The following is a 26,768-nucleotide window of genomic DNA, read 5'->3' on the forward strand; positions in this document are numbered from 1 at the left end:
TCGGGGATGGGCGGGACGCGTCGCAGGCCTTGGTGTCCCGTCGTGGGACGAGTGTGTCCGGTGATGCGGAAGATCGTCGCGCGGGTGTCCGACATAGGGTGTTCGCATGGACTTCCGACACCTCGGCCGCAGTGGTCTCGTCATCAGTGAGATCGCCTACGGCAACTGGCTCACCCACGGCTCCCAGGTCGAGGAGGACGCGGCACTCGCGTGTGTGCGGGCCGCGCTCGACTGTGGCATCACCACCTTCGACACCGCCGACGTGTACGCGGAGACGCGCGCGGAATCGGTGCTCGGCCGGGCGCTGAAGGGCGAGCGCCGCGAGGGCCTGGAGATCTTCACCAAGGTCTACTGGCCCACCGGTCCCGGTCGCAACGACCGGGGTCTGTCGCGCAAGCACATCCTCGAGGCGATCGACGGGTCGTTGTCGCGCCTGGGCACCGACTACGTGGACCTGTACCAGGCCCACCGCTTCGACTACGCGACGCCGCTGGAAGAGACCATGCTGGCCTTCGCCGACGTGGTCCGCGCCGGCAAGGCGCTGTACATCGGGGTCTCCGAGTGGAACGCCGAGCAGATCCGCGCCGCCGCCGAACTCGCCCGCGAGCTGAGGGTGCCGCTGGTGTCGAACCAGCCGCAATACTCGATGTTGTGGCGGGTGATCGAGGCCGAGGTGGTGCCGGCCTCGGAGGAGCTGGGGCTCGGCCAGATCGTCTGGTCGCCGATCGCGCAGGGCGTGCTCACCGGCAAGTATCTGCCGGGGCAGCCGCCGCCGGCCGGGTCGCGCGCCACCGACGACAAGGGCGGCCAGGACTTCGTCTCGCGGATGCTCACCGACGATGTGCTCACCCGGGTGCAGCAGCTGCGCCCGCTGGCCGACGAGGTCGGTCTCTCGCTCGCCCAGCTCGCCGTCGCGTGGGTCCTGCAGAACCCGAACGTGTCGGCCGCGATCATCGGCGCGTCCCGCCCGGAGCAGGTGCGGGAGAACGTCAAGGCGGCGGGTGTCCGGCTGGACGAGAGCCTGCTGACCAAGATCGACGTGATCCTGGACCCGGTGGTCAACCGCGACCCGGCGCTCACCCTGAGCCCGAGCACGCGTCCGTAGCCGAACCGCCGGAGGGCGCGGCCCGGGCCGCGCCCTCCGGCGTGTGCGATCGGCGCGGTCCGCCGTGCCGGGTCAGCCCTCGGCGGCGCGCAGACTCATGTGTTCGTAGACGACGGCGTCGTCCTCCAGCAGGCTCACCTGCTCGATGCCCGCCGCGAGCAGGTCCTTCCAGGTCTCGCCGAGCCAGCTCTCGGCGTCCGACTGGTTGGTGAAGTCCTCGGCCTCCGGGCCCTCGACGGGGGCACCGTCCGCGTCCTCATACCGCCACACCCACGACATGTCGGGCTCCTCATCTCGGATCTCGGACCGTCAAAAGACCTGCACAGTAGATCAAGCCCACCCACCTCATAGCCAGGAGCTCGACGACACCCATGGAGCTGACGCTGCTCGGCACGGCCGGTCCCAAGGGCTGGCCCCAGCCGTTCTGCACCTGTGCCTCGTGTCTGGGGTGCACCGGGCCGGCGGTGCGCGGACCCGCGTGTGTGCTGCTCGACGGCACGCTGCTGCTCGACTGCGGTCCGGAGCCCGCGCACGCCGCGGCGCGGGCCGGGTACCCGCTGACCGGGGTGCGACGGTTGTTGCTGAGCGGTCCGGCCGAGGCCGCGCCGTTGGCCTGGCTGCCCGCGGCGGGGCTCGACGAGGTGGCCGCGCCGTCCGCGCCGCCGGCCTGGCTGCCTGCGCCCTCGGCGGGCGGGCCGCGGTGGCGACGGGTCGCGGCGGGTGACACGTTCGAGGTGGACGGTCGGCGAATACGGGTGTTGCCCGGCGGGACTCCCGGGCGGGTCGCCTACGAGGTGATCGGGGCCGACGGCACGCGGCTGCTGTACGTGCCGCCCTCGACGCTGCCGCCGGAGGCCGAGGCCGGCCGGGCCTGGACGCGCGAGGGCGGGCACTACGACGTGGTGTTGCTCGACGTGGTGTCGTGGCCGGAGCGGCTGGCCACGCTTCGGCGCGACGGCGCGGTCACCGAGGACACCGACGTGCTGGCGATCCACCTGTCGCACGAGTCGCCGCCGGGCGAGGAGTTGCACCGCCGGTTGGCCGCGTGGGGCGCTCGCGCGGTGCCGGACGGCGGTGTGGTGCGGGTCGGCGCCGACCCCTCGCCGACGCCGCGTCCGCATCGCACCCTCGTCCTGGGCGGGGCCCGCTCGGGCAAGTCGGCGGAGGCCGAACGGCGCTTCGCGGCCTGTCCGGACGTGCTCTATGTGGCGACCGGCGGCACCCGGGAGGGCGATCCGGAGTGGGCCGAGCGGGTCGCGCTGCATCGTGATCGCCGACCGGACACCTGGGGCACCGCCGAGACGGTGGAGCTGACGGGGCTGCTCGCGAAGGCGCGTCGGCCGCTCCTGGTGGACTGCCTGTCGTTGTGGCTGACCGCGGTGATGGACGCGCACGGCGCGTGGGACGACGACGCGTGGGCGGACGGCGGCGCGCGCGAGGCGGTGCGGGCCGACGTCGCGGCGCTGGCCGCGGCGTGGCGGGCGTGCCGCGTCCCCGTGGTCGGGGTGAGCAACGAGGTGGGCAGCGGCGTGGTCCCGGCAACCCCCGCCGGCCGCCGCTTCCGCGACGAACTGGGCCGCCTCAACGCAACGATCGCAGCCGAATCCGACGAGGTCCTACTGGTGATCGCAGGCCAGGTCCTCACATTGCGCCCCCTCCCAACCCAACCCAAACCCGCCACCCCCTGACCCCAACCCGGAAGGCCCGCGAAGCGGGCGAGCGAGCGCGCAGGCGGGCAGGCGGGTAAGCGAGCGGGCGGGCAAGCGCGCAGGCGGGCGGGCGCGCAAGCAGGCAGGCGGGCAGGTGAGCGGGCGCGCAAGCGGGCGGGCAAGCGGGCGGGCAAGCGCGCAAGCGGGCAGGCAAGCGCGCAAGCGGGCGGGCAAGCGCGCAGGCGGGCGGGCGCGCAAGCGGGCGGGCAGGCAGGCAAGCAAGCGGGCGGGCAGACAGGCGGGCGGGCGGGCCCGCAAGCAGGCAGGCAGGTGAGCGGGCGCGCAAGCGGGCAGGCGAGCAAGCGGGCGAGCAGGCGGGCGGGCGGGCAAGCGGGCAGGCAGGCGAGCGCGCAAGCGGGCAGGCAGGCAGGCAGGCGGGCAGGCGGGCGGGCGGGGCCGGCGGTCCGCAACCCTCGCAACGGCCCCGAGCGGGTCTGCGGGGCGGGGTCGGTGGGGCCCCTGCGCCGTATGACCGCAGGCTTCGGGCGCGACACAACGGGTGGAGCGGGCGGGTGAACCAACCCGAGCCCACCGAGGCGCGACCGCCGCGCCGACGACAACTACCCTGACCAGGTGACAATCGACCTCGACTCCCTGGCCGCACAGGTGGAGCGCCCAGACGACGACGCCCGCGCACGCGTCCGCACACACCTGGCCGACCTCGCGGGCGCCCCCAGCGCGTACGGCCGACTCGAAGAGCTCGCGATCCGGTACGCCTCGATCCGGGGCGGCAAGACCACCGCGCCCATCGGCGCCCCCCGAGTGGTGCTGTTCGCCGCCGACCACGGAGTGGCCACGCACGGAGTGTCGGTCCGCCCGCCCGGCTGGACCGCGCGCGAGGTACGGGCCACCCTCGCCGGCACCACCCCTGCGGCCACCTTCGCCGCCGCGCTCGACACGCCGATCCGGATCGTCGACATCGCCGTCGACGCCGAGCCCGACGCCTTCCCCGAGCCGATCGCGCGCCACCGGATCCGACGCGGCTCCGGCGCGCTGGACAGCGCGGACGCGCTCGCTCCCGGCGAGGCCGAGGCGGCGTTCCGGGTCGGGACCGAGATCGCCGACGCCGAGATCGACTCCGGCGCCGACGTACTGCTCCTGGGCTCCCTGGGCGCGGCGGCCACCACCCCGGCGGCCGTCCTGATCGGCGCGCTCACCGGCATGGACGCGGCAGCGGTGATAGGCCGCGGCTCCGGCATCGACGACGCGACCTGGATCCGCAAGTGCGCCACCATCCGCGACGCGCTGCGCCGGGCCCGGCCCGTGCTCGGCGACCCGATGCGGCTGCTCGGCGTCAGCGGCGGGGCCGACTTCGCCGCGATGACCGGATTCCTGCTCCAGTGCTCGGTCCGCCGCACGCCGGTGCTGCTCGACGACGTCTCCACCGCCGCGGCGGCCCTGGTCGCCCAGCGGATCTCCTACCGCGCGCCCGACTGGTGGCTGGCCGGCCATGTCACCCCCGAGCCCGGCCACGTCAAGGCGCTGGACCGGCTCGCCCTCGAACCGGTCCTGGACTACCGGGTCCGCGGCGGCGAGGGCGTCGGCGCGCTGCTCGCGCTCCCGGTGCTGCGCGCGGCGGTCGACCTGGTGGCCCGGGTACAGCCCACCCCGTGAGCGCCGGTACCACCTCGGCCGGGCTGCGCCTGGCGTTCGGCATCCTGTCGGTGATCCCGGTCGAGGTGGAGCGCGTGGACCGCCCGGTGGCCGGCCGCGCGATGGCCTGCGCACCGCTGGTCGGCCTGGTCCTGGGTGGCCTCGCCGCAGGTGTCCTCGCCCTCGCCGGATGGGTCGGCACCGGCGCGTTCACCGCCGCCGCGCTCGCCGTCGCCGCGCTGGCCCTGCTCACCCGAGGGCTGCACCTGGACGGCCTGGCCGACACCGCCGACGGCCTGGGCTCGGCCAAGCCCGCCCCGGACGCGCTGCGCGTCATGAAGGCGTCCGACATCGGCCCGTTCGGCGTACTTTCCCTGCTCTTCCTGGTCCTGATCGAGATCGGCGCGCTGAGTCGGCTCGGGCAGCACGGCGGCGGATCGGCCGCCGCCGCCCTGGTGTTCGCGGTGGTCACGGGCCGGGTCGCGCTGTCGATCGCGTGCGGCCCGGGCGTACCGTCCGCGCGTCCCGACGGGCTCGGGGCGATGGTCGCCGGCACCGTCGGGCGCGGCGTGCTGCTCGCCTGGTCACTCGTCCTGGTCGCCGGCGCCGGCCTGTACGGCCTCGTCCAGGACCCGGCCGAGGCACTGCGCGCGCTGGGCGCGGCGATCGCCGGACTCGCCGCCGCCGCCCTGCTGTTGCGGCACACCACACGCCGATTCGGCGGCATCACCGGCGATGTGCTGGGCGCCGTCGTGGAGACCGCCGGCTGCGTCGCGCTGCTGGTCCTGTCCACTGGCTGAGACGTTTGCCGGGAAGGCGTGAAATGCTGAGGGCGAACGTATCTTCCATACGGCTCGTCACCGCTCGACGAGGCATCCCGAGCAAGGATCGCCGCGTCGGTGCCCCACCGATCGTGCGGGCACTCAGCACCTCCGAGAGATGAGAGACAGGACACTCGTGACCACACTGAGTATCGGCTCCACCGCGGCCCTTTCCCTGCGCGCCGACGTTCTCGTGATCGGCGCCGTCAAGGGCAAGGACGGCGCCGTCCTGGCCGAGGGCGCCGAGAGCGTCGACGCGGCGCTCGACGGCCGGCTCACCGCCACCCTGTCCGCCGTCGACGCCACCGGGGCCGAGGGCGAACTACACCGGGTGCCGACGTTCGGCGCGGCCAAGGCCCCGCTCGTGCTGGTCGTCGGCCTGGGCGAGCAGCCCGCCGACGGCTTCGCGCACGAGACGTTGCGGCGCGTGGGCGGCACCGTGGCGCGGGCGCTCGCGGGCGTCAAGAAGGCCGGTGTGGTGCTGCCGTTGGCCGGTGCGGAGGCGGTGGGTGCGTTCGGGGAGGGCGTGCTGCTCGGCGCGTACTCCTTCGAGACCTACCGGGAGAAGTCGCGCGAGGGCCGCAAGGACGCGGTCAAGGACGTCGTGCTGCTCGGCCTGAAGGCCAACAAGGCGGTCAAGGCCGCCACGGAGCGCGCCGCGATCACCGCGGAGAGCGTGAACCACGCCCGCGACCTGGTCAACACCCCGCCGAACGACCTGAACCCGAAGGACTTCGCCGCGATCGCGGTGGACACCGGCAAGAACGCCGGCTTCAAGGTCGAGGTGCTGGACGACAAGGCGCTCGCCAAGGGCGGCTTCGGCGGCATCCTCGGCGTCGGCCAGGGTTCGGCCAACAGGCCCCGCCTGGTCCGCCTGGGCTACACGCACCCCAAGGCCAAGCGCACCATCGCGCTGGTCGGCAAGGGCATCACCTACGACTCGGGCGGCATCTCGCTCAAGCCGGCCGGGTCCAACGAGACGATGAAGATGGACATGGGCGGCGCGGCGGCCGTCCTGGGCGCGGTCACCGCGGTGGCCCGGCTCGGCCTCGAGGTCAACGTGACCGGCTGGCTGGCGCTGGCGGAGAACATGCCCTCCGGCACCGCGATTCGCCCCGGCGACGTGCTGCGGATGTACGGCGGTCGCACCGTCGAGGTGCTGAACACCGACGCCGAGGGCCGCCTGGTGCTCGCCGACGCGATCACGCGCGCGTGCGAGGAGTCGCCGCAGATGCTGATCGACGTGGCCACGCTGACCGGCGCGATGATGGTCGCCCTGGGCAACGACATGTACGGGATCATGGCCAACGACGACACCTTCCGCGACGCGGTGTACGACGCGGCGACGCGGGCGGGCGAGCAGGCCTGGCCGATGCCGCTGCCGGCCGACATGCGCAAGCAGATGGACTCGCCGATCGCGGACCTGAAGAACATGGGCAACTCGCGGATGGGTGGCGGCCTGATCGCCGGCATCTTCCTCCAGGAGTTCGTCGCCGAGGGTGTGCACTGGGCGCACCTGGACATCGCGGGCCCGGCGTTCCACGAGGGCGAGGCCGGCGGCTACCGGGCCAAGGGCGGCACGGGCGTCGCGGTGCGTTCGCTGCTCCAGGTCGCGCAGGACGTCGCGGACAACCGGATCTGACCCGGACGCGGAACGGCGGTCCGGTCCGGGCGGGGCACGCAGGCGCCCCGGCCGGACCGGCCGTACCGCACCGGGGTGCGCCGCACCCGCGCACGGCGCGGCGGCGGGTCGGGTCAGGAACCGCCGCCGGACTGCCGTCGGGTCCACTCGCGCATGCGCTTGGGGTAGCCCACCAGGGCCGCCTCGTACACCGGGATGCCCAGCTTGCGCGCGAGGGAGCGCGCCGCCGCGGGGTCGGCGACCCGGCGCCGGGTCCACTCCCCCGTGTCGGCGATGAACACCACGGTCGTGCCGCTCAGCGTGGTCACCGGTTCGATGTACGCCTCGACACCCTTGCGGCTGCGCGCGAATTCGCTCAGGTGGTCGGCCGTCGCGGCGGCCTGCTTACGATCGGGCGCGTCCGTGCCGGTACCGCGTTTGCGTCGGAACAGCCCCACGGGGATTCCTTCCTGTCGTTCGCGCGTTCGCCCGCGTCCGTCCTGCGCGGACGCCGGGATCGTGCCGGAACAACGAGTCGCGAGGGCACGTTGTGCCCCCGACCCGCCATTTCGGTGCGGCCCCTGTGGGACAGGCAACACCGGGGCGGAGTGCTCGGTCGCCTCCGACAAGTGGGAGGATGTTGTACCGGCACTTGAGACCTTCCACAAGAAGGGGGTGCCGCCCGCCGCGTACCGCGCGGGTCGGCATCGCAATCACAGGAGGACGTGACGTGGCGAACGACGCCGGAGCCGTTTTCGATGTAGTCATTCTCGGCGGCGGGAGTGGCGGCTACGCGTGCGCCCTGCGCGCGGCCGAACTCGGTATGCGCGTCGTCCTCGTCGAAAAGGGCAAGCTCGGCGGCACGTGTCTGCACAACGGCTGCATCCCGACCAAGGCGCTGCTGCACGCCGGCGAGGTCGCGGACCAGACGCGCGAGAGCGAGCAGTTCGGCGTCAAGTCGACCTTCGACGGCATCGACATCGCCGCGGTGCACGCGTACAAGGACGGCGTCATCTCGCGCCTGTTCAAGGGCCTGACCGGGCTGATCGCGAGCCGCAAGATCACCGTCGTCGAGGGCGCCGGAAAGCTTGTGTCGCCGACCGCGGTCGAGGTGAACGGGCAGCGCTACGAGGGTCGACACGTGGTACTGGCGACCGGCTCGGTGCCGAAGTCGCTGCCGGGCCTGGAGGTCGACGGCAACCGCGTGATCAACAGCGACCACGCGCTCGTGCTGGACCGGGTCCCGCAGTCCGCGGTGGTGCTGGGCGGCGGCGTGATCGGCGTCGAGTTCGCCAGCGCCTGGAAGTCCTTCGGTGTGGACGTGACCATCGTCGAGGCGCTGCCGCACCTGGTCGCCTTGGAGGACGAGGCGAGCAGCAAGCTGCTGGAGCGCGCCTTCCGTCGTCGCGGCATCAAGTTCGAACTCGGCGCGCGTTTCTCCGGTGTCGAGTACACCGACGCGGGCGTCCGGGTCTCGCTGGAGAACGGCAAGCAGATCGAGGCCGAGCTGCTGCTCGTCGCCGTCGGCCGCGGCCCCGTCTCGGCGGGCCTGGGCTACGAGGAGGTCGGCGTCGCGATGGACCGCGGCTACGTCCTGGTCGACGAGTACTGCGCCACCAACGTGCCGACGATCTCGGCCGTGGGCGACCTCATCCCCACCCTTCAGCTCGCCCACGTCGGTTTCGGCGAGGGCATTTTGGTCGCCGAGCGGATCGCCGGGTTGAACCCGGTACCGATCGACTACGCGGGCGTGCCGCGCGTGACCTACTGCGACCCGGAGGTGGCCTCGGTCGGCCTCACCGAGGCGCAGGCGGTCGAGCGCTACGGTTCGGACAAGCTCGCGTCGATCAGCTACAGCCTCGGCGGCAACGGCAAGAGCCAGATCCTCAAGACGACCGGCCAGGTCAAGGTCGTCTCGGTCAAGGACGGCCCGGTCGTCGGCATCCACATGGTCGGCGCCCGGATGGGCGAGCTGACCTCGGAGGCCCAGCTGATCTACAACTGGGAGGCCCTGCCGGCCGAGGTCGCCCAGCTCATCCACCCGCACCCGACGCAGTCCGAGGCGCTTGGCGAGGCCCACCTCGCGTTGGCGGGCAAGCCTCTGCACGTCCACGACTGACGACGCGCCCCCTATCGCGCCCCGTCATCCAAGACCCACGCCTTGAAGCGTTGAGAAGGAGTCATTGACCCATGCCGGTCTCCGTAACACTGCCCGCGCTCGGCGAAAGCGTGCAGGAGGGCACCATCACCCGCTGGCTGAAGCAGGAGGGTGAGCGCGTCGAGCTGGACGAGCCCCTGCTCGAGGTCTCGACCGACAAGGTCGACACCGAGATCCCCTCCCCCGCCGCGGGCATCCTGGTGTCGATCAAGGCCCAGGAAGACGACACGGTCGACGTCGGCGCCGAGCTGGCCGTGATCGACGACGGCTCGGGGGCCGCGGCCCCGGCCGCCGCGCCGGCTCCGCAGGAGGCCGAGGCTCCGGCTCAGGCCGCGCCCGCGCAGGCTGCTCAAGCTGCTCCGGCCGCCGAGGCACCCGCCGCTCCGGCGGCTCCGGTCGCGCAGGAGCCCGCCCAGGCTCCGGCCGCGCCCGCCGGCGACGCGCAGGGCACCCCGGTGCTGCTGCCCGCGCTCGGCGAGAGCGTGCAGGAGGGCACCATCACCCGCTGGCTGAAGCAGGAGGGTGACACGGTCGAGGCCGACGAGCCGCTGCTCGAGGTCTCGACGGACAAGGTCGACACCGAGATCCCGTCGCCGGTCGGCGGCGTGCTGCTGAAGATCAAGGTCGCCGAGGACGAGACGGTGGAGGTCGGCGCGGAGCTGGCCGTCATCGGCGCGCCCGGTGCGACTCCGGCCGCGGCGCCCGCTCCGGCGGCTGCGGCTCCGGCGGCTGCTCCGGCTCCTGCGGCTGCTCCGGCCTCCGCGCCCGCTCAGGCCGCGGCGCCCGCTCCGGCTCCGGCCGCAGCTCCGGCCCAGGCGCCCGCGCCGAAGCCGGCTCCGACGCCCGCGCCGGCTCCCGCCCCGCAGGCCGCCGCCCCGGCGGCGCAGCTCGCCCCGCCGGCCGAGGCCGACGGCGCGTACGTCACGCCGCTGGTGCGCAAGCTCGCCGCCGAGCACAACGTGGACCTGGGCGCGATCGAGGGCACCGGCATCGGTGGCCGCATCCGCAAGCAGGACGTCCTGGAGACGGCCCGCAAGCAGCAGGCGGCCCAGGCCGCCGCGGCTGCCTCGGCTCCGGCCGCGGCCCCCGCCGCCGCTCCGGCCGCCAAGGCCGCGGCGCCGATCGAGCCGTCGCCGCTGCGCGGTCGGACCGAGAAGTTGTCGCGGATGCGCACGGTGATCGCCAAGCGCATGGTCGAGTCGCTGCAGACCTCGGCCCAGCTGACCACCGTCGTCGAGGTGGACGTCACCAACATCGCCCGCCTGCGCGACCGGGCCAAGAACGACTTCGTGGCCCGCGAGGGCGTCAAGCTGTCGTTCATGCCGTTCTTCGCCAAGGCGGCGGTCGAGGCGCTCAAGGTCCACCCGGTCCTGAACGCCTCGATGGACCTGGACGCGGGCACGGTCACCTACCACGACGCCGAGCACCTGGTGATCGCGGTGGACACCGACCGCGGTCTGATGGTCCCGGTCATCCACAACGCGGGCGACCTGAACATCGCGGGCCTGTCCCGGAAGATCTCGGACCTGGCGGAGCGCACCCGCACCAACAAGGTCAGCCCCGACGAGCTGGCCGGCGGCACGTTCACGCTGACCAACACCGGTTCGCGCGGCGCGCTGTTCGACACGCCGATCTTCCCGCAGCCGCAGGTCGCGATGCTCGGCACGGGCGCGGTCGTCAAGCGCCCGGTCGTGGTCAACGACCCGACGCTCGGCGAGGTCATCGCGGTTCGCTCGATGGTGTACCTGGCCCTGTCCTACGACCACCGCCTGGTGGACGGCGCGGACGCGGCCCGCTTCCTGCAGACGGTGAAGACCCGTCTCGAGGAAGGCGCCTTCGAGGGCGACCTCGGCCTGTAGGCAGCCGGCGACACGCACGACCCGAAGGCGGTTCGGACCCCGGTCCGGGCCGCCTTCGGCATGTTCGGCACCGAGTGGGCGAGGATACTCCCATGCGTATCGCCGTCACCGGCTCGTCCGGCCTCGTGGGTTCCGCTCTCGTCCGCTCGCTCGCCGCCGACGGCCACGAGGTGGTCCGGCTGGTCCGCCGGGCCCCCCGCGGGCCCGACGAGGTGCGCTGGGACCCGCACGGCGGCACGGTGGACACCGCCGCGCTCGGCCCGGTGGACGCGGCCGTGCATCTGGCCGGCGCGGGCATCGGGGATCGGCGCTGGACGGCCGCGTACAAGCGCGAACTCCGGGACAGCCGGGTCCTGGGCACCGGGGCCGTCTCCCGCGCGCTGGCGGCCCTGCGACCGGCGCCGCGGGTACTGCTGTCCGGCTCCGCGATGGGCTACTACGGCGACACGGGCGAGCGCGAGGTGGACGAGTCGTCCCCGCCCGGGACGGGCTTCCTGGCCGACCTGTGCACGGAGTGGGAGGCGGCCACCGCGCCCGCCGTCGAGGCCGGCATCCGGGTCGCCCACCTGCGCACCGGCCTGGTGGTCTCCCGCTCCGGCGGCGCGTGGGGCCGGATGTTCCCGCTGTTCCGGGCCGGCCTCGGCGGCCGACTCGGCTCGGGCCGGCAGTACTGGAGCTTCATCTCCCTGGCCGACGAGGTGGCCGCGATCCGCCACGTCCTGGACCACCCGACCCTGTCCGGCCCGGTCAACCTGACCACCCCGAACCCGGTCACCAACACCGAGGCCACCAAGGCCATGGGCCGCGCCCTGCACCGCCCCACCTTCCTTGCGGTCCCCCCATTCGCCCTGCGCATCGCCCTCGGCGACTTCGCCAAGGAAATCCTCACCGGCCAACGCATGGTGCCCAAGGCCCTCCTGGACTCCGACTTCACCTTCGAACACCCCACCATCGACACCGCGATCGCCGCCGCCCTCGACGCCTGAGCCCCGACGTCACGTCCGGCACGCTCGTCGACAAGTGGACGCCCTGCTGTTGCCCGTCGGACAACCGGTGTTGGTCGGTGCGCTCCTTCGGGCTTTTGGTGGGTATGACCTGTAGGCGGTGAAACCGACCGGGCTTTCGAGGGGTATGACCTGTAGGCGTGAAACCGACCGGGCTTTCGAGGGGTATGACCTGTAGGCGTGAAACCGACCGGGCTTTCGAGGCATGACCTAGGCGATGAAACCGACACCGCGGCGTAGGTGGTCGTGGGCTGGGGGACGGGAGGACGATCGTGGTCGACGTGCGCCGTACCGAGGTGATCGTGGTGGGGGCCGGGTTGGCCGGCTTGAGCGCGGCAAGGACCGTGGCCGCGGCCGGAGTGCCGGTCACCGTGCTGGAAGCGGGCGATCGACCCGGGGGGCGGGTGCGGACGGATCTCGTGGACGGCTTCCGGGTCGACCGCGGCTTTCAGTCGCTGACCACCTCCTGGCCCCAGGTGCGCCGACAACTCGACGTCGCCGCATTGGGGTTGCGCGCGTTCCAGCCCGGTGTGCTGCTGTACGAGGACGGCCGCACGCAGCGGATCGGCGACGTGCGCCGGGTCCGGGACGCGATCGGCGGGTTGCGCAACGGCAGCGGCACCGACCGGGCGCGGCTGGCCGCGCTGCTCGCCCGGACCGCGTCCGCCCCGGTGGCGCGGGTGTTCGGCGCCGCCGAGACGGCCGCCGCCGATGCGCCGGTGTTGCGCGCGCTGCCGCCCGAGCTGACCCGGCGGACCCTGCGCCCGCTGCTGGCCGCGCTGTTGCACGATCCCGCGTTGCGCTCGTCCAGCCGGTTCGCCGAGTTGATGCTCCGGTCCTTCCTGCGCGGCCGGGTGGCGCTGCCCGCCCGGGGCATGGCGGCGGTGCCGACCCAGCTCGCGGCGACCCTGCCGGCGGGCGTGGTGCGCTACGGCGTGCGCGTGTCGTCCGTCTCGGCCGATCGTGTGCTGACCGACGTGGCGGGCGAGATCCGGGCGCGCGCGGTGATCGTGGCCACCGATCCGAGTACGGCGGTGGCGCTGCTGCCGGGCCTGCGGATGCCCGCGTTCCACCCGGTGACCACGCTGTACCACGTGGCCCGCGGCGCGCCCCGGGCCGACGCGTCGCTGCTCGTGGAGGCCGACGCCCGCAGCCCGTTCACGCACACGACGGTGGTCAGCCAGGTCGCCCCCACCTACGCGCCGGACCGCCGGGCGCTGATCGCCACCACCGTGCTCGGGCACGACGGCTCGGAGCCGGCCAAGCTCGAACTACGGGTCCGCGAACGGCTCGCGGTCGTCCACGACACGCCCACCACCACGTGGGCACACCTGACCACCTGTCACATCCCGCAGGCCGTCCCCGTGGTCGAGCCCGGTCACAACTTCCGCCGACCGGTCCGGCTGATCGGCGGCCTGTACGTCTGCGGCGACCATCGCGACTCCAGCTCCATCCAGGGCGCCCTGGCCTCCGGTCGCAGAGCGGCCCGCTCCGCCCTCGCCGACCTGGGCGCCCTCGCGGCCTGACCCGCCGCGCGCCGCTCAGGCCGTGCGGACGAAGCAGCCCGACCGCGCCTCGAATTCGCGTACCGCCGGCACGTCCCGGTACGGCGCCAACCGATGGGTGAACTCGCGTACATAGTCCACCGCCCGCGACGACCGCAGCCCCTCCGCCTGTTCGGTCGCCTCCGCCTCCACCCGGCATGCCTGCTCCACCTCGCCCAACTCCAGCAGCGCGGTGGCCAGGATCGTCTGGCAGAACAACCGGCTGCGCGCGTACTCGCTCCCGCGCAGCCGCAACGAGCGCTCGGCGTATTCGCGCGCTTTGTCGTAGTCCTCCAAGTCCCGGTAGCAGTGCGCGTGATCGTCGGCCAACTGGGCCTCGTTCATGAACGCGACCCACTCCGGCTCGTCGTCCCCGGACGCGACGCACTCCAACGCCTGCTCGGCCCGCAACAACGCCGCCCCGCACGCCCGCGCGTCGCCGAGCAGGCCGTGTCCGCGCGCCTCGACCGCGTGGAAGAGCGCGCGCACCCGGGGCGTGGCCACCGCCGACGCGCCCTGCTGGGCGACTCGCGCCAGCTGTACCGCCTCGCGCCCGTGTCCGAGGTATACCGCCTGCCGGCTCATCGTGGACAACACGAACCCGCCGAGCGCCCGATCCCCCGACGCCTGGGCCAGCCGCAGCGCCTGGACGAAATAGCGCTGCGCCATCCCGTGCACGCCCACGTCGTACGCCATCCAGCCGACCAGGCGGGTGAGCGTGGCCGCCGCACCGAACAGCGCGCTGCCGGTGCGCGAGTCGTAGGTCCCGCGCAGTATCGCGGTCACCTCGGTGTCGAGGTAGCGCACCAGCGCCTGCCGGCCGTGCCCCCCGCCGAACGAGTTGTCCAACCGCCGGAACGCCTCGCCGACCGCCCGCACCGCGGCCACGTCGCCGAGGCCCACGCGGTCGCCGTCCTGCCGCGCCGGTCGCTCGTCGCCGGCGCCGATCAGCCAGTCCCGGCTGGGCACCACCAGCGCCCCGGGCGTGAACGCGGCCTCCACCAGGGCGGATCGCTGCGCCGAGTCGGCCTGCCACATGCCGGTGACGATCTCGACCGCCTCGGGCGGACCGGACGCGTATTCCAGCCCGGCGTAGTCCGGCCGGCATCCGGCCATGCCCAGATCCTCGGCGCTGAGTTTGCGGCCGAGTCGTTGGGTGAAGACCTCCGCGAGCAGTATCGGCACGATCCCGCGCGGATGTTGGCCCCGCAACCAGCGTGCCACTGAGGTCTTGTCGTACCGGAGATCGATGCCCTGTTCCGCACCGAGTTGGTCAACGCGTCGGGCCAGACCGGCATGCGAGAAGCCGGCTTCCTCGACAAGCGCCGCCAGCCGGTGATTGGGGCGCCGCTCGACCCTGGCTGCCATGGAGATGAACGCCTCCCGCTGGTGCGGTGGTTCGGGTGTGGGTGGGTGATCGCGCGAGAATCTAGCGATTTCTGGAGAGCTACAACCCGAACGCTCGTAACAATGACCCTTTCGAGTTACGCCCGAAGGTCCCGCCGGGATGGGGCGAATTCGCCCCCAGGAAGCCCCGGTTCGGCCAAGTTCGGCAAAACCTGCCGAATCGGCGACACGGATCCACCGCGCTGTCACCAGCCTGCCGCCGCTTGCGATGCGCGTAGCGGTGGTGGAACATGCGCGAGGCAGTTCACCCGTTGGGGTGATCGACTTCCGCGCGGCCGACGTCCGCGCGGACGCGCCTCGGGGGCGTCGGGCCACATCGGCCGGAGTGTCCGGGAACCGCGAGCCGCCCGCGACCAGGCGAAGGAAACGCACGCGTGACCCGGCAATCGGACGACACCGCCCGCGGGATCGTGATCCCCCTCGCCGCGGTCGCGATCGTCTGCCTGCTGCTCACCAGCGGGGTCTTCCTGTTCGGCGGCCTCGGCGACTCGGATCGGGGCGACACCCCGGTCTCGCTCGACCGGAACCTGCCGCTGCCGGCGCCCGCGTTCCCGCTGCCCGGCACCGCTGCCGCGAGCCCGGGCGCGGGTACGGCCACCGCCACGGGCCCGCCGACGACCGCGAGCGCGACACGGTCGGCGACCCGCTCCCCGTCCGCCTCGGCGAGCGCCAACCCCGGGGCGAGCGCGACCGCGACCCGCTCCAGCGCGCCGCCGGCCCCGCCCGTCCCGCCGCCACCCGCCACCACCGGCCCCGCGGACATCTCCGTCGACGCCACCGTGACCGACTCCGGCTGGGGGGCCGACGGCACCGTGGTGATCACCAACCGCACCCCGCGCCCGCTGCCCGCCTGGGACCTCACGCTCACCACGTCGGGCCGGCAGAGCGGCTTCACCATGCTCTACGGCGAGGACATGCGCACCAGCACCGATCGCGGCGTCGCGACCGCCCGCGGCCGGGGACCGCTGGCGCCCGGGGCGAGCGTGATGATCGAGTTCGGCCTGTACGGCCGGGTCGAGGCGATCGGCTGCACCTTCACCGGCGTGACCTGCCGAGTCCGCGGCCTCGACGCCGGTCGCGGGTGACGTTCGACCCCGTCGTACGCTGGTGGGCGTGACCAGCTTCTTGCGATTCGTGCACCTGGGCCTCGGCGCCGACGCCGTTCCGTACGAGGCTGCCTGGGAGGAACAGCGCCGCGTGCACGAGCAGGTGGTGAGCGGCGAGATCGGCGACACCTGTCTGCTCCTGGAACACCCCGCGGTCTACACCGCAGGCCGCCGTACCGACCCCTCCGAGCGCCCGATGGACGGCACACCCGTGGTCGACGTCGACCGCGGCGGCAAGATCACCTGGCACGGTCCCGGCCAGCTCGTCGGCTACCCGATCGTGCGCCTGCCCGAGCCGGTCGACGTGGTCGCGCACGTGCGTCGGATGGAGGAGGCGCTGATCCGGGTCTGCGCCGACCTGGGTCTGGAGACCACCCGGATCGAGGGACGCAGCGGCGTGTGGGTCCTGGGCGACGCGGTGCCGCAGCGGGCCGCCCCGACCGGCGGCCTCGACCTGCGCCTGGACAGCCGGCTCACGGCCGCGCCCGACCCGCGCCTGCACCCGGAGTTCGACCCGCGCCTGGCCGGTCCGGAGTACGCGCCCTCCAACGCGGGGCAGCGCGGCGACGACCGCAAGCTCGCGGCGATCGGCGTCCGGGTCTCGCGCAAGGTCACCATGCACGGCTTCGCGATCAACTGCGACGCCGACATGACCTACTACGACCGCATCGTGCCGTGCGGCATCAAGGACGCCGGGGTCACCTCGCTCAGCCGCGAACTCGGCCGCGAGGTCACCGTCGCCGAGATCCTGCCGCTGGCCGAGCGGCACCTGGCCGACGTCTTCGCCCGGATCCCGGCGTGACGCGAGCCGCGTAGCGGGCGCCGCGTGACGCGAGCCGCGTCACGCGCACCGCACGAGCCGCACCGCACGAGCCGCACCGCACGACCCGCACCGCGTGACCCGCACCGCGTGACCCGCACCGCGTGACGCACGCCTCGTCCCGGACCCGACCGCGGGGGAATCCACCCGGGTTCGTCCCGGTTGCCACTTGACGGGGCGTCCGGAGCCCCGATTCGCTCGGCGTACTCTGGACGTACCGCCCCACCACGGGCCCGTCCCATCCTGTCGGGCCCACTGCGGTCTGTCCCGCCCGCAGGCCGACCCGAGAAGAGGGAGTCGCGCGTGTCCGCTGTCGCACCCGACGGCCGCAAGCTGCTTCGCCTGGAAGTCCGCAACGCCGAGACTCCCATCGAGCGCAAGCCTTCGTGGATCAAGACCCGGGCGAAGATGGGCCCCGAATACACCGAGCTCAAGCAACTCGTGAAGCGCGAGGGGCTGCACACGGTGTGCGAGGAAGCGGGCTGTCCCAACATCTACGAGTGCTGGGAAGACCGCGAGGCGACCTTCCTGATCGGCGGCGACCAGTGCACCCGGCGCTGCGACTTCTGCCAGATCGACACCGGCAAGCCCGCCGAGTTGGACCGCGACGAGCCGCGTCGGGTCGCCGAGTCGGTCCAGGCGATGGGTCTGAAGTACGCCACGGTCACGGGCGTGGCCCGCGACGACCTGCCCGACGGCGGCGCGTGGTTGTACGCGGAGACCGTCCGGCAGATCAAGGAGCTGAACCCGGGCACCGGCGTCGAACTGCTGATCCCGGACTTCACCGCGCAGCCGGACCAGTTGGCCGAGGTGTTCTCCTCGCGCCCCGAGGTGCTGGCGCACAACATCGAGACCGTCCCGCGCATCTTCAAGCGCATCCGGCCGGGCTTCCGCTACGAGCGCTCGCTCGACGTGATCACCCAGGCCCGGGCGGCGGGTCTGGTCACCAAGTCCAACCTGATCCTGGGCATGGGCGAGGAGCGCGCCGAGATCAGCCAGGCGATGCAGGACCTGCACGACGCCGGCTGCGAACTGCTGACCATCACGCAATACCTGCGGCCGAGTGTGCGGCACCACCCCGTCGAGCGCTGGGTGAAGCCGGAGGAGTTCGTCGAGCTGAACGAGGAGGCCGAGGAGATCGGCTTCGCGGGCGTGCTCTCCGGACCCCTGGTCCGCTCGTCGTACCGCGCGGGTCGGCTGTACCGCCAAGCCCTGGAGGTGCGCGACACGCGCGCCGCGTCGGCCGAAGGTGTGCAGAGTTTCACCTCGGTGTGACCCGGGCGCCATCATCGGGCAACACAGTGTCGCGAGAGTCGGCCGTGGTGCGGCCGAAGCTCGCATCGAGCACAGCTAGGGGGACGACCTCATGCCAGAAACGCAGCAGGACAACGCCTCGGTGCTGCGCGGCGCGTTCGATCGCGGCCTCGCCGCACGCCGGGCCACCGTCGGCCGGGTCTTCCGGGCCGTCGAGACCGTCCTGATGTTCGAGGGCGGTCAGCGCACCGCCCGCCGCAACGCGTGGGCGGCCGTGTGCGCCGACCGCAGCCGCGCTCGGGCCCGCGCCGAGGCCTCCGACATCCTGGCCCGGCTGGCCCCGGTCAAGTCCGCACCGGGCGCCGGCTCGCGCTAGGGTCGCGCGGGGCCGGTCGGCCCGCGATTCGGCCGTCCTCGGGGGGTGGATTTCCCGCCGGACGGCCGGATCGTCGCGCCTTCGGCGGGAAGGTCGCGACAAGCCGGCGCCAGGCATTGTCCCCGGTGGACGGCACGCCAGTATCCTTTTCACATGGCGAGCAAGGAACCATCCGAGAAGAGCGGCCGGCTGAAGCAGATCCGGCTCGCCTACCAGCAGACGAAGAAGGCCGATCCGTGGGTCGGCTTGATTGTGGCGGCCTGGGGCCTGGGCGTATTCGCAGTACTCCTGGCCATCGGCTTCTGGTGGGGACATCCGATCTACCTGGGCATCTTCGGTGCCCTCGTGGGTCTGCTCGCGGCGGCCTTCATCTTCGGACGCAGGGCCGAGAAGTCGGTGCTCGGCCAGATGGAGGGCCAGCCCGGCGCCGCGTTGGCGGTCATGCAGTCACTCAAGCGTGGCTGGGTCGTGACCCCCACCGTGGCCATCACCCGCAACCAGGATGTCGTACACCGCGCCGTGGGTCGCCCCGGCATCATCCTGGTGGGCGAGGGTCAGACGGGTCGCGTGACGCGACTGTTGGCCGATGAGAAGAAGCGCATGTCCCGACTGGCGGCGAACACCACGGTGCACACGATCATCGTCGGCAACGACGAGGGTCAGGTCCCGCTGCTCAAGCTCCAGCGGCACATCATGAAGCTGACCCCGACCATGGCCAAGCCCGAGGTCGCGCAGGTCAACGACCGGCTGCGGGCGGTCGGCGACCTGATGAAGAACATGCCGGTGCCCAAGGGCCCGATGCCGAAGGGCGCGCGCATGCCGCGCGGCCCGCGCGGCTGACCCACCGCGGCGCCACGCACCCGCGCGACACCCGCGCCCGTCCCCGTCCCCCGTTCGACGCGAGAGCGGCGGCGATCCGAACCCGGATCGCCGCCGCTCTCTTCTGTTTCTTGCGTCTCTTCCGTTTCGGAGCACGGATGTCGCAGGAGGGCCTAAGCCCGGACCACCGCCGTGCCGACCGCCTTGTCGTGGAAGCCGCGCCCGTCCCGGTCGTAGATGGCCGGCGGAATCACCAGGCACAACAGGAACGTCCGCACCACGACCGCGAGCGGCAGCAGCGAGCCGCGGGTGACCGAGACCACCCGGATGCCCATGATCCGCTTGCCCAGGGTCCAGCCGAGCGTGCTCACCAGGAGCAGGTTCTCCACGGCGAACACACCGAGCGTGCCCCAGCTGGTGCCGACCGCGTTGAGCTTGCCGCCGCCCAGGAAGGACAGCGCGATGACGTAGCAGATGCCCCAGTCGATGACCAGGGCAAGGAGCCGGCGCCCGGTCGGCGCCAGTGAATTGGGTCCGTCCTCGGGCAACCCGAGACGCTTGCCGCGGTAGGCGAATTCGTCGTCCGCCGCCCCGGAGGCCTGGGTCCGCGCTGCGCTCGTGTTCTCGTCCACCCCTCCAAAGTAGACGAGCCGGGCCGATTCACCCGCCCCGGGGTGGGCGTACCGGCGGCCGATCACGGGCACACGCATCCAGGCAAACCGGCTAGACCGTACGGGTGGGTGCGTAACATCCCGGAAACACGAGGGACACCGACGGGAAACCGCTCGCGCCTACCTTCAAGGCCTAGTGGCCACCGGGGAGGAGGCCGCTCCCCGCGAACGCAACTACCCGCGCCTGGCGCCGGGTCGAGGAGGATTGATGTTCAACAACGCCGAAGAGGTGTCGCGATACATCGCCGACAACGACGTCAAGTTCGTCGACGTTCGTTTTTGCGACCTGCCTGGCGTGATGCAGCACTTCACGGTTCCGGCGAGGACGTTCGACCCGAGTGAGACGCTGGCCTTCGACGGATCCTCGATCCGCGGCTTCCAGGCGATCCACGAGTCGGACATGGCGCTTCGCCCGGACCTGTCCACGGCGCGGCTCGACCCGTTCCGCAAGGACAAGACGCTCAACATCAACTTCTTCATCCACGACCCGCTGACGGATGAGGAGTACAGCCGCGACCCGCGCAACGTCGCGAAGAAGGCCGAGCGCTACCTCGCCGGCACCGGCATCGCCGACACGGCGTACTTCGGCCCCGAGGCCGAGTTCTACGTGTTCGACAGCGTGCGCTTCGCGACCGGCGCGAACGAGTCCTTCTACCACATCGACTCCGAGGCGGGCGCCTGGAACACCGGTGCGGAGGAGAACAACCGCGGCTACAAGGTCCGCTACAAGGGCGGCTACTTCCCGACCCCGCCGGTCGACCACTTCGCCGACCTGCGCGCGGAGATCTCCCTGGAGCTGGAGGCGGCGGGTCTGGAGATCGAGCGCCAGCACCACGAGGTGGGCACCGCCGGCCAGGCCGAGATCAACTACAAGTTCAACACGCTGCTCGCGGCGGCCGACGACCTGATGCTGTTCAAGTACATCGTCAAGAACGTCGCGTGGCGCAACGGCAAGACCGCGACCTTCATGCCGAAGCCGATCTTCGGCGACAACGGCTCGGGCATGCACTGCCACATGTCGCTGTGGGCCGACGGCTCGCCGCTGTTCTACGACGAGCAGGGCTACGCGGGGCTGTCGGACACCGCCCGCTACTTCATCGGCGGCCTGCTCAAGCACGCCCCGTCGCTGCTGGCCTTCACCAACCCGACGGTGAACTCGTACCACCGCCTGGTCCCGGGCTTCGAGGCGCCGGTCAACCTGGTCTACTCGCAGCGCAACCGCTCGGCCTGCATCCGCATCCCGATCACGGGCAGCAACCCGAAGGCCAAGCGCGTCGAGTTCCGCGTCCCGGACCCGTCGGCCAACCCGTACCTGGCCTTCGCCGCCCAGCTGATGGCCGGCCTCGACGGCGTCAAGAACAAGATCGAGCCGCTGGAGCCGGTCGACAAGGACCTGTACGAGCTGGCCCCCGACGAGCACCAGGCCGTCCCCCAGGTCCCCGGCACCCTCGCCGAGGTCCTCGACGCCCTGGAGGCCGACCACGAGTACCTCCTCGAAGGCGGCGTCTTCACCCAGGACCTGATCGACACCTGGATCGAATACAAGCGCACCAAGGAAATCGACCCGGTCCGCCTGCGCCCCCACCCCCACGAGTTCGAGCTCTACTTCGACCTCTAAGTCGAGATAGCGCTGACCTGCGGGTTCACCCCTTAAGCGGCCCGAGCGGGCACAACGAGGGCGCTCCCCCGAAGAACAAGGCCGTCGACCGCTGCTTCAAGAGCGCGGTCGACGGCCTTCTTCGTGCGCTCCTCGCCCGCGGACACGAGGTGGGTGTGGATCCGGAGCGTGAAGCCGGGGTCCGCGTACCCCGGCAAAACGCCGGCCACCGTCCCGCTCGACGCCGCCGGGCAAGCGAACTCAGATCCGCGGCTTCACGCGCCGAAGTCCTCACCTGGCGCATCCGCCGCCAACTCCACCAACCCACCGCCCGAAACCGAGCCGCCGTCCCCGCAGCACCACGCGCCCGGCCGCCAGACCGACCCGACCCACCCTCGCGCAGCGGGTGTACGTGGGAGGGCGGGGTTCTGGAACTCGGCGCGAGTCTGCGCCGAGGGGTGGCGGTTTCGGTCGCGGACGTTTCACATGACCGGAGCAGGGCTCACAGCCATGGACGGGTGTCGGTCTCAGACCTCGACGACCGCGTAGACGGGCAGGTGGTCCGAGAGCCGGCGCACGGCCGGGTCGTCGATGACACCTGCAGCGCGGAAGGTGATTCCGCTGCCGAGGATGTGGTCGCTCCGGCGGCGGATGCCGTCCTCCTTCTCGTCCCAATGGCCGACCGTGTCGCGCCCTGTTCGTAGGTTCGCGAAGGGGTCGACGAACCCGGCCCGGTCGAGCAGGCGAATCGCCCGCCGGTCGGTGAGGCCGAGGGTCCCGTCCTCGCGGCACAGCCGGTGACGCGAGTGGAGGTGGGCGGGCAGCGTCGACCAGTCGGGCTCGGGGTCGAACGCGCCGATCGTGTTCAAGTCGCCCAGCAGCAGCGTGCGCCGACCGGGCGCGGCGTACTCCGTGAGCCACCGGACCTCGCCCTCACGATCGTCGCCCGAAAACGGATCCAGATGCGTGTGCAGGACCGTGAGCGGCGCGCCTGTATCCGGGACGACGAACTCCACGCGCTGGAGCGTGTGATGGAACTTCCCCTCCGCCGCGTCCGCGGTGTAGCCGACGCGGCGGAGCTTGACGGGATTCCACGCGAGCACGAGATGGCATCCATGGCTCGCGGACGGAGCCAACATCGTCTGCATGCCCAACTCGTTCGCGATTGCGCACTCCAGCGCGTGATCGTCCCGAGTACCGTGCTGCACCTCCTGCAGGGCGACGAGATCCAGGTCCATCGCCCGCAGGACCGCCATCTGCGAGGGGAAGCGATCGCCCCCTCCGTTCAAGAGGTTGTAGGTGCCCACACGCCTGACCGAGTGCCGCATCGTCTCTTCCCTCTCGGCCATCCCGTAACGGCGGAACGCCTGGAACGCCGCGTACTTCCGGGCGATGCCTTCGAAGAAGGCCCCCGTATCGCACCAGTCCCCATCGGACGCTTCGCTCGTCGTGCGGGGCGCGCCGTCCGCGAGCCGTGGGTCGAGGCGCGTCCGGAGCGCATCCGCGTAGACGGCGAAGCCCCAGGAGTCGAGGCCCATGCCGACCAGATCGGCCCGCACGCCATCGAGCCGGCGATGCAGCTCGCGGTAACGCACGTGCACGTCCCACCACTCCACGGCAGCCCAGCAACCGGCGCGGACCCGCTCGAAAGTGGAGAGACGCGGCGGGTATGGAACGTTGTCGATGTCCTGCTCGACACCTTGGGCAACCCCGGCGTCCGTCCGTTGGATGAATCGGCCGATCACGGGTGCACCGCGAATCCGGCGATGAAAGCCTGGTAGCCGTTCTGCCGACGCTCGCATCGGAAGGCGGTCGTCAGGGCGTGGGCCAAAAGCAGTCCCCGTCCGGATTCGGCGTCCGGTTCCTCGACGGGTTGCGGCAGGGTCACCGCACGTTGGCGGGCCAACACCGTTACCCAGAACAGGCCGTCGGCCGTGTGGGTGGTCACCAGGACGGCGCTTGTCGGGTGGCCATGGACGAAGACGTTGGTGGTCAGTTCACTGACTACCTCGGCGACGTCGTCCTCGTGAGCACCGGCGACTCGTGCCTTGGCTGCGGCATGTTCACGCGCGGTCCGTACGGGTCGAGGACCTCGTAACCGCAGGACGGAGGGAAGTTCGAGAGTATCGCTGGGCACAGTAGTCCTCAGACTTCTCGGGATTCGTGGTGAAAACCATTCGTGCATGGGCATGAGCGAGCTCGCGATCAGCCCGGGTCGGAATCGCGACACCGGCACGCGAACCGTGGTCCGCTGTAGGGCGGAGTTTCGGGCTGGGAGCTGCGGAACAGGCGGAGCCCCGTTCAGGGGTTCTCCAGGCACGGAGCCAACGCGCCGCCGCCCCTATCCGAAGCCGATCCCGTTGGCTTGGCTTCTGGGAGGAAGCGAAGGGTCAGGTACCGAGAATTCGGCTTGCTCTGGCGCGCAGGGGTTGTTCCAGGTCGAGGTTGTCGCCGCGTGTGGTGGTCTGGAGGAGCTGGGTGATGACGGCGAGTTCGGAGAATCGGCCTGCGGGGGTGTTCAGGACGTGCGCGAGTTCGTTTCGGATTCGGGCTGCGACGTCCGGGACGAGGAGGCTGTAGGTGTGGAGCATCGCGGCGTCGTAGCCGGCCGGGGCGGTGCCCCAGCCTTCCCAGTCGAGGATGGCGAGCCGGGGTGCGGTCAGGTTGGCCCAGTGCAGGTCGCCGTGGGCGGTGGTCCAGGTGGGCACGGTCGTGTCGATCGGGCGTCCGAGGTATTCGGGCATGGCGCGGTCGACGTATGCCTGGCGCAGGGCGACGCGGTCGGTGGTCACGGGGGCGATGTGGTCGAGTGCCCGGCGCAGGTCGTGCCACCACGTGTCGTCGAGTCCGGGGTCTTCGCGGAGTATGGGGCCGGCGGTGGTGATCGGGCGGGCCGTAACGCGTTCGTGGAGTTCGGCTCGGAAGGCGTGGTCGCCGTCGGCCCAGTCCTCGACGCCGCGCAACCGGGGCCTCGGTACGGAGTCCGGGATGGCCTTCTCGGCGTCCTCCGGCCCGAGCCACAACCGGCCGCCGGCCTTGTCGGCGGGTGCGCGGACGAGTCGCAGCCACCCGGGGCCGTGGTCACCGGTGACGGGCCCGCTCAGGGTCCTGCCGCGCCATCCCCACACTTCGGTGCCGTCGTCGGGAAGGACCGTGAGAGCGGTTGCGGAACGCCGGTAGGCGTCGCGCATGAAGGCGACTTCGCGCGGGTCGTCAGGCGGCGAAAACATCGCTGATCCTTCGGAGTCGGCTCGGGTCGAGCGGCGGACGCGCACAGGCTCTCATGGCGTCGTTCCAGTGTTGCGGGTCGCTGCTGGAGAGCAGGACACGACACACTCCCGGTGCGGAGGCCGGCACGATCAGGGCGGCCTGAGCGGCCGTCAGTCCGTCGCCGACGAGTTCGACGGCCTCGGGGGTGAGCATCGCGGGCAGCTCGCCTCCGTGCAGTGGGGCCGATGCGAAGACCTCGATGCCCGCAGTGGGGGCGTCTCGAAGCACGCCGCCGCCTGCCATTGCGGCGGCAAGCGGTTCTAGGTGGACCCAGGAAACGGGGAGTTGCACTGCCCGTAGGTGGTGCCCCTCGCCAGCGACGGTCCGCGCCATGGACAGCAGTGTCCCGACGTCGAACCGGCCGGTGGAGAAGCCGGTCCAGGTCGAGATGCCGTAGCCGCCGATCGTGCCCTCGGCAGCCGCTTCTTCAAGGGCTGCGATCGCCGACATCAGTCGTGCGGCTTGGGCCTCGGGGCTGTCCTCGGGGGCGTGTTCGGGGTTGTGCAGGAAGACGATGTCGGGTCGTCGCCCGAGTTCGGAGCGGCTGCGGTGAATCTGCCAACGTACGAACTCGGGCGCCAGGCTGTGCCGGATACCCGCTTCGCGTCGATGGAGTACCCCTGCGGTGAGTGCGTCGGCGGCGGTCTCACGGGTCATGAAGCCAACTTTCGTGGACACCTGGATTCGAGGGTGTGCCGCGAGGACCGGTGCCAGAGCGCACTGGGCCGTCCCGGCGCCGTAGTTGGGCGCGGTGTCGATCCACTCGACCCCGGCGGCCACCGCGACCGTCGCCGCGAGTGCCACGTCGGGACAGTGATAGGTGCCCAAGGCGAGCGTGGCCGTCACGTGGTCACCGTCCCGACGTGCGCGACCTGGCCGGACACCAGCTCCGTGACCACGACGGCGGCCTGTTCGACGCGCACCCCCGACGCCTGGGCGAGTTCGCCGAGCCGGTGGGAACGGCAGTCCAGGAGAAGGGTGAGCATCGCGTGTACCTGCGGGGCGAAGATCCACTCCTCGCCTCCTGCCGTAAGTACGACCCGGTCGTCCGGGTCACGGGTCACCGAGGCCCGTGCGACGAGCAGTCTCACCGGCAGCCCGGCCGATGCGGGCACACCATCGACATAGGGAAGCGAAGGGGCCTGCCGTGGCTGTTCGGTCGCGTCCCGGAACTCGGCGTATCGATCGACCACGCCCTCGGCTTCGAGCTCGGCCGTGACGAGCTTGAGCAGGCTCTCGGCGAAGTCCCGCTTCTGTCGTGCCGTTCCGAGCCGCGGCACGTCGGCGCGCACCGCTTGATGGGTGCGCAGGGTGTCGGCGAGCCAGCCGATCAGGTCGGCGCCGGTCGTGCTCTGCAGGCCGAAGGTCAGGTGCAGGGACCGCCCGCCGTCCTCGGCGGCGACGGCGTGCCACCAGCCGCGCGGCACATACAGCGTGTCGCCCGGGGTGAGGACGAGGTCCGCGATCGGGTCGTCGGGCGGCGCTTCGGGAGCTTCGACGTCGCGGTGCATCGGAGCAACACGGGTGGGACCGTACAGGCGCCACCGCTTCGCGCCGTCGACCTGGACGACAACGACGTCGTGGTCGTCCCAGTGGGTGCCGAAGCCCTCGTTCGCGGTCCAAGACGCGTAAAGGTTGGCCTGTACCGCGGTGCGAAAGTCGCATTCCAGCTGCGCGGAGAGGTCGCCGATGCGGGCATGGAGTTCGTCGGCGGCGTCCAGGACGAGGGTGGCACCGGCGGCCAACTGCTCGTGCAGTGCCGCCGGTTGGATGCGGTTCCACACGGTGTTGCGGCGGGTGGTCACCGGCCGCGTGTACAGGTGTTGCGGCAGCATGTCGCCGCCCGAGCACAGGCGAAGGCGTGGGGGTTCGAGGCGGTGCCGGGCCAGGATGGCGTTCACGTCCTCCCAGCCGAGCAGGCCGGCGACGGTGGCGGCATCCCCGCGTGCGATACGGAACTCTCGGCCGAACACCCGGGCGAGGAAGCTCTCCCCGCCCAGGCGCGCGACCACCGAGGTGTCGGCGGTCGTCATG

Annotated in this window: 24 protein-coding genes; 15 read left to right on the plus strand and 9 right to left on the minus strand. The window is 71.9% G+C overall.

Annotated elements, in window-relative coordinates:
* Positions 1-106: 106 nt before the first annotated feature.
* Positions 107-1,105: an aldo/keto reductase family protein gene (locus tag ACH4XV_RS12970; RefSeq protein ID WP_380032729.1), complete on the plus strand. Its 999-nt coding sequence runs from the start codon at positions 107-109 to the stop codon at positions 1,103-1,105.
* A gap of 72 nt (positions 1,106-1,177) precedes the next feature.
* Here the strand turns inward: ACH4XV_RS12970 and ACH4XV_RS12975 are convergent, their stop codons facing one another.
* A complete protein-coding gene (locus tag ACH4XV_RS12975; protein WP_078977518.1) occupies positions 1,178-1,384 on the minus strand; it encodes a hypothetical protein in 207 nt (68 codons plus the stop codon).
* 92 nt (positions 1,385-1,476) lie between these two features.
* Here ACH4XV_RS12975 and ACH4XV_RS12980 point away from each other — a divergent pair, with 92 nt between their 5' ends.
* From ACH4XV_RS12980 to ACH4XV_RS12995, 4 genes are all read left to right on the plus strand, one after another.
* Positions 1,477-2,793, plus strand: coding sequence for a bifunctional adenosylcobinamide kinase/adenosylcobinamide-phosphate guanylyltransferase (locus ACH4XV_RS12980; protein ID WP_395789145.1), 1,317 nt, complete (start codon positions 1,477-1,479; stop codon positions 2,791-2,793).
* Between the two features lie 594 nt (positions 2,794-3,387).
* Positions 3,388-4,428 (plus strand): nicotinate-nucleotide--dimethylbenzimidazole phosphoribosyltransferase, encoded by a 1,041-nt coding sequence (locus ACH4XV_RS12985; protein WP_395789147.1) that lies wholly within the window; start codon positions 3,388-3,390, stop codon positions 4,426-4,428.
* Entirely contained in the window at positions 4,425-5,207 is a 783-nt protein-coding gene (locus tag ACH4XV_RS12990; RefSeq protein WP_395789149.1) for an adenosylcobinamide-GDP ribazoletransferase, read from the plus strand. The genes ACH4XV_RS12985 and ACH4XV_RS12990 overlap by 4 nt, the downstream gene beginning before the upstream one ends.
* Before the next feature lie 157 nt (positions 5,208-5,364).
* A complete protein-coding gene (locus ACH4XV_RS12995; RefSeq protein ID WP_395789151.1) occupies positions 5,365-6,870 on the plus strand; it encodes a leucyl aminopeptidase in 1,506 nt (501 codons plus the stop codon).
* 113 nt (positions 6,871-6,983) lie between these two features.
* Here ACH4XV_RS12995 and ACH4XV_RS13000 read toward each other — a convergent pair whose 3' ends face one another.
* On the minus strand, positions 6,984-7,307 hold the full coding sequence (locus ACH4XV_RS13000; RefSeq protein WP_380012508.1) for a hypothetical protein: 324 nt from the start codon (positions 7,305-7,307) through the stop codon (positions 6,984-6,986).
* A gap of 272 nt (positions 7,308-7,579) precedes the next feature.
* Here ACH4XV_RS13000 and lpdA point away from each other — a divergent pair, with 272 nt between their 5' ends.
* From lpdA to ACH4XV_RS13020, 4 genes are all read left to right on the plus strand, one after another.
* Entirely contained in the window at positions 7,580-8,968 is a 1,389-nt protein-coding gene (lpdA, locus tag ACH4XV_RS13005; RefSeq protein ID WP_395789153.1) for a dihydrolipoyl dehydrogenase, read from the plus strand.
* A gap of 71 nt (positions 8,969-9,039) precedes the next feature.
* A complete protein-coding gene (gene sucB, locus ACH4XV_RS13010) occupies positions 9,040-10,866 on the plus strand; it encodes a 2-oxoglutarate dehydrogenase, E2 component, dihydrolipoamide succinyltransferase (RefSeq protein ID WP_395789155.1) in 1,827 nt (608 codons plus the stop codon).
* Positions 10,867-10,958: 92 nt separating this feature from the next.
* On the plus strand, positions 10,959-11,852 hold the full coding sequence (locus ACH4XV_RS13015; protein ID WP_395789157.1) for a TIGR01777 family oxidoreductase: 894 nt from the start codon (positions 10,959-10,961) through the stop codon (positions 11,850-11,852).
* 290 nt (positions 11,853-12,142) lie between these two features.
* A complete protein-coding gene (locus tag ACH4XV_RS13020; RefSeq protein ID WP_395789159.1) occupies positions 12,143-13,396 on the plus strand; it encodes an NAD(P)/FAD-dependent oxidoreductase in 1,254 nt (417 codons plus the stop codon).
* Positions 13,397-13,411: 15 nt separating this feature from the next.
* On the opposite strand, the gene ACH4XV_RS13025 is transcribed toward ACH4XV_RS13020, so the two are convergent.
* A complete protein-coding gene (locus ACH4XV_RS13025; RefSeq protein ID WP_395789161.1) occupies positions 13,412-14,782 on the minus strand; it encodes a regulator in 1,371 nt (456 codons plus the stop codon).
* Between the two features lie 413 nt (positions 14,783-15,195).
* Between ACH4XV_RS13025 and ACH4XV_RS13030 the strand changes: the two genes are divergently transcribed.
* The 5 genes from ACH4XV_RS13030 to ACH4XV_RS13050 all read left to right on the plus strand — a co-directional run bounded on the left by ACH4XV_RS13030 (position 15,196) and on the right by ACH4XV_RS13050 (position 19,217).
* Positions 15,196-15,906, plus strand: coding sequence for a hypothetical protein (locus ACH4XV_RS13030; protein ID WP_395789163.1), 711 nt, complete (start codon positions 15,196-15,198; stop codon positions 15,904-15,906).
* A gap of 28 nt (positions 15,907-15,934) precedes the next feature.
* Positions 15,935-16,729, plus strand: coding sequence for a lipoyl(octanoyl) transferase LipB (lipB, locus tag ACH4XV_RS13035; RefSeq protein ID WP_395789165.1), 795 nt, complete (start codon positions 15,935-15,937; stop codon positions 16,727-16,729).
* A gap of 321 nt (positions 16,730-17,050) precedes the next feature.
* The gene (lipA, locus tag ACH4XV_RS13040) at positions 17,051-18,022 is read left to right on the plus strand and encodes a lipoyl synthase (protein WP_395789167.1); all 972 of its coding nucleotides are present in this window, start codon (positions 17,051-17,053) and stop codon (positions 18,020-18,022) included.
* 91 nt (positions 18,023-18,113) lie between these two features.
* Entirely contained in the window at positions 18,114-18,377 is a 264-nt protein-coding gene (locus ACH4XV_RS13045) for a hypothetical protein (RefSeq protein ID WP_395789169.1), read from the plus strand.
* Between the two features lie 153 nt (positions 18,378-18,530).
* Positions 18,531-19,217, plus strand: a complete 687-nt coding sequence (locus tag ACH4XV_RS13050) for a DUF4191 domain-containing protein (protein WP_078977506.1) — start codon at positions 18,531-18,533, stop codon at positions 19,215-19,217.
* A gap of 152 nt (positions 19,218-19,369) precedes the next feature.
* Here ACH4XV_RS13050 and ACH4XV_RS13055 read toward each other — a convergent pair whose 3' ends face one another.
* Positions 19,370-19,828, minus strand: coding sequence for an RDD family protein (locus ACH4XV_RS13055; RefSeq protein ID WP_126638383.1), 459 nt, complete (start codon positions 19,826-19,828; stop codon positions 19,370-19,372).
* A gap of 247 nt (positions 19,829-20,075) precedes the next feature.
* Between ACH4XV_RS13055 and glnA the strand changes: the two genes are divergently transcribed.
* Entirely contained in the window at positions 20,076-21,485 is a 1,410-nt protein-coding gene (gene glnA / locus ACH4XV_RS13060; RefSeq protein ID WP_395789171.1) for a type I glutamate--ammonia ligase, read from the plus strand.
* A 506-nt stretch (positions 21,486-21,991) separates the two neighbouring features.
* Here the strand turns inward: glnA and ACH4XV_RS13065 are convergent.
* From ACH4XV_RS13065 to ACH4XV_RS13085, 5 genes are all read right to left on the minus strand, one after another.
* Positions 21,992-23,209, minus strand: a complete 1,218-nt coding sequence (locus tag ACH4XV_RS13065; RefSeq protein ID WP_395789173.1) for an endonuclease/exonuclease/phosphatase family protein — start codon at positions 23,207-23,209, stop codon at positions 21,992-21,994.
* Positions 23,206-23,655, minus strand: coding sequence for an ATP-binding protein (locus tag ACH4XV_RS13070; protein ID WP_395789976.1), 450 nt, complete (start codon positions 23,653-23,655; stop codon positions 23,206-23,208). The genes ACH4XV_RS13065 and ACH4XV_RS13070 overlap by 4 nt, the downstream gene beginning before the upstream one ends.
* A gap of 199 nt (positions 23,656-23,854) precedes the next feature.
* Positions 23,855-24,694, minus strand: coding sequence for a hypothetical protein (locus ACH4XV_RS13075; RefSeq protein ID WP_395789175.1), 840 nt, complete (start codon positions 24,692-24,694; stop codon positions 23,855-23,857).
* Positions 24,678-25,580, minus strand: coding sequence for an aldo/keto reductase (locus ACH4XV_RS13080; protein ID WP_395789177.1), 903 nt, complete (start codon positions 25,578-25,580; stop codon positions 24,678-24,680). Before ACH4XV_RS13080 ends, ACH4XV_RS13075 begins: the two co-directional genes overlap by 17 nt.
* Positions 25,577-26,767 carry a JmjC domain-containing protein gene (locus ACH4XV_RS13085; RefSeq protein WP_395789179.1) on the minus strand — a complete coding sequence of 397 codons (1,191 nt, stop codon included), beginning with the start codon at positions 26,765-26,767 and terminating at the stop codon, positions 25,577-25,579. Before ACH4XV_RS13085 ends, ACH4XV_RS13080 begins: the two co-directional genes overlap by 4 nt.
* Between the last annotated feature and the right edge of the window lies 1 nt (position 26,768).

The sequence above is a fragment of the Embleya sp. NPDC020630 genome (assembly GCF_044334985.1).
Taxonomy (GTDB): Bacteria; Actinomycetota; Actinomycetes; order Streptomycetales; family Streptomycetaceae; genus Embleya.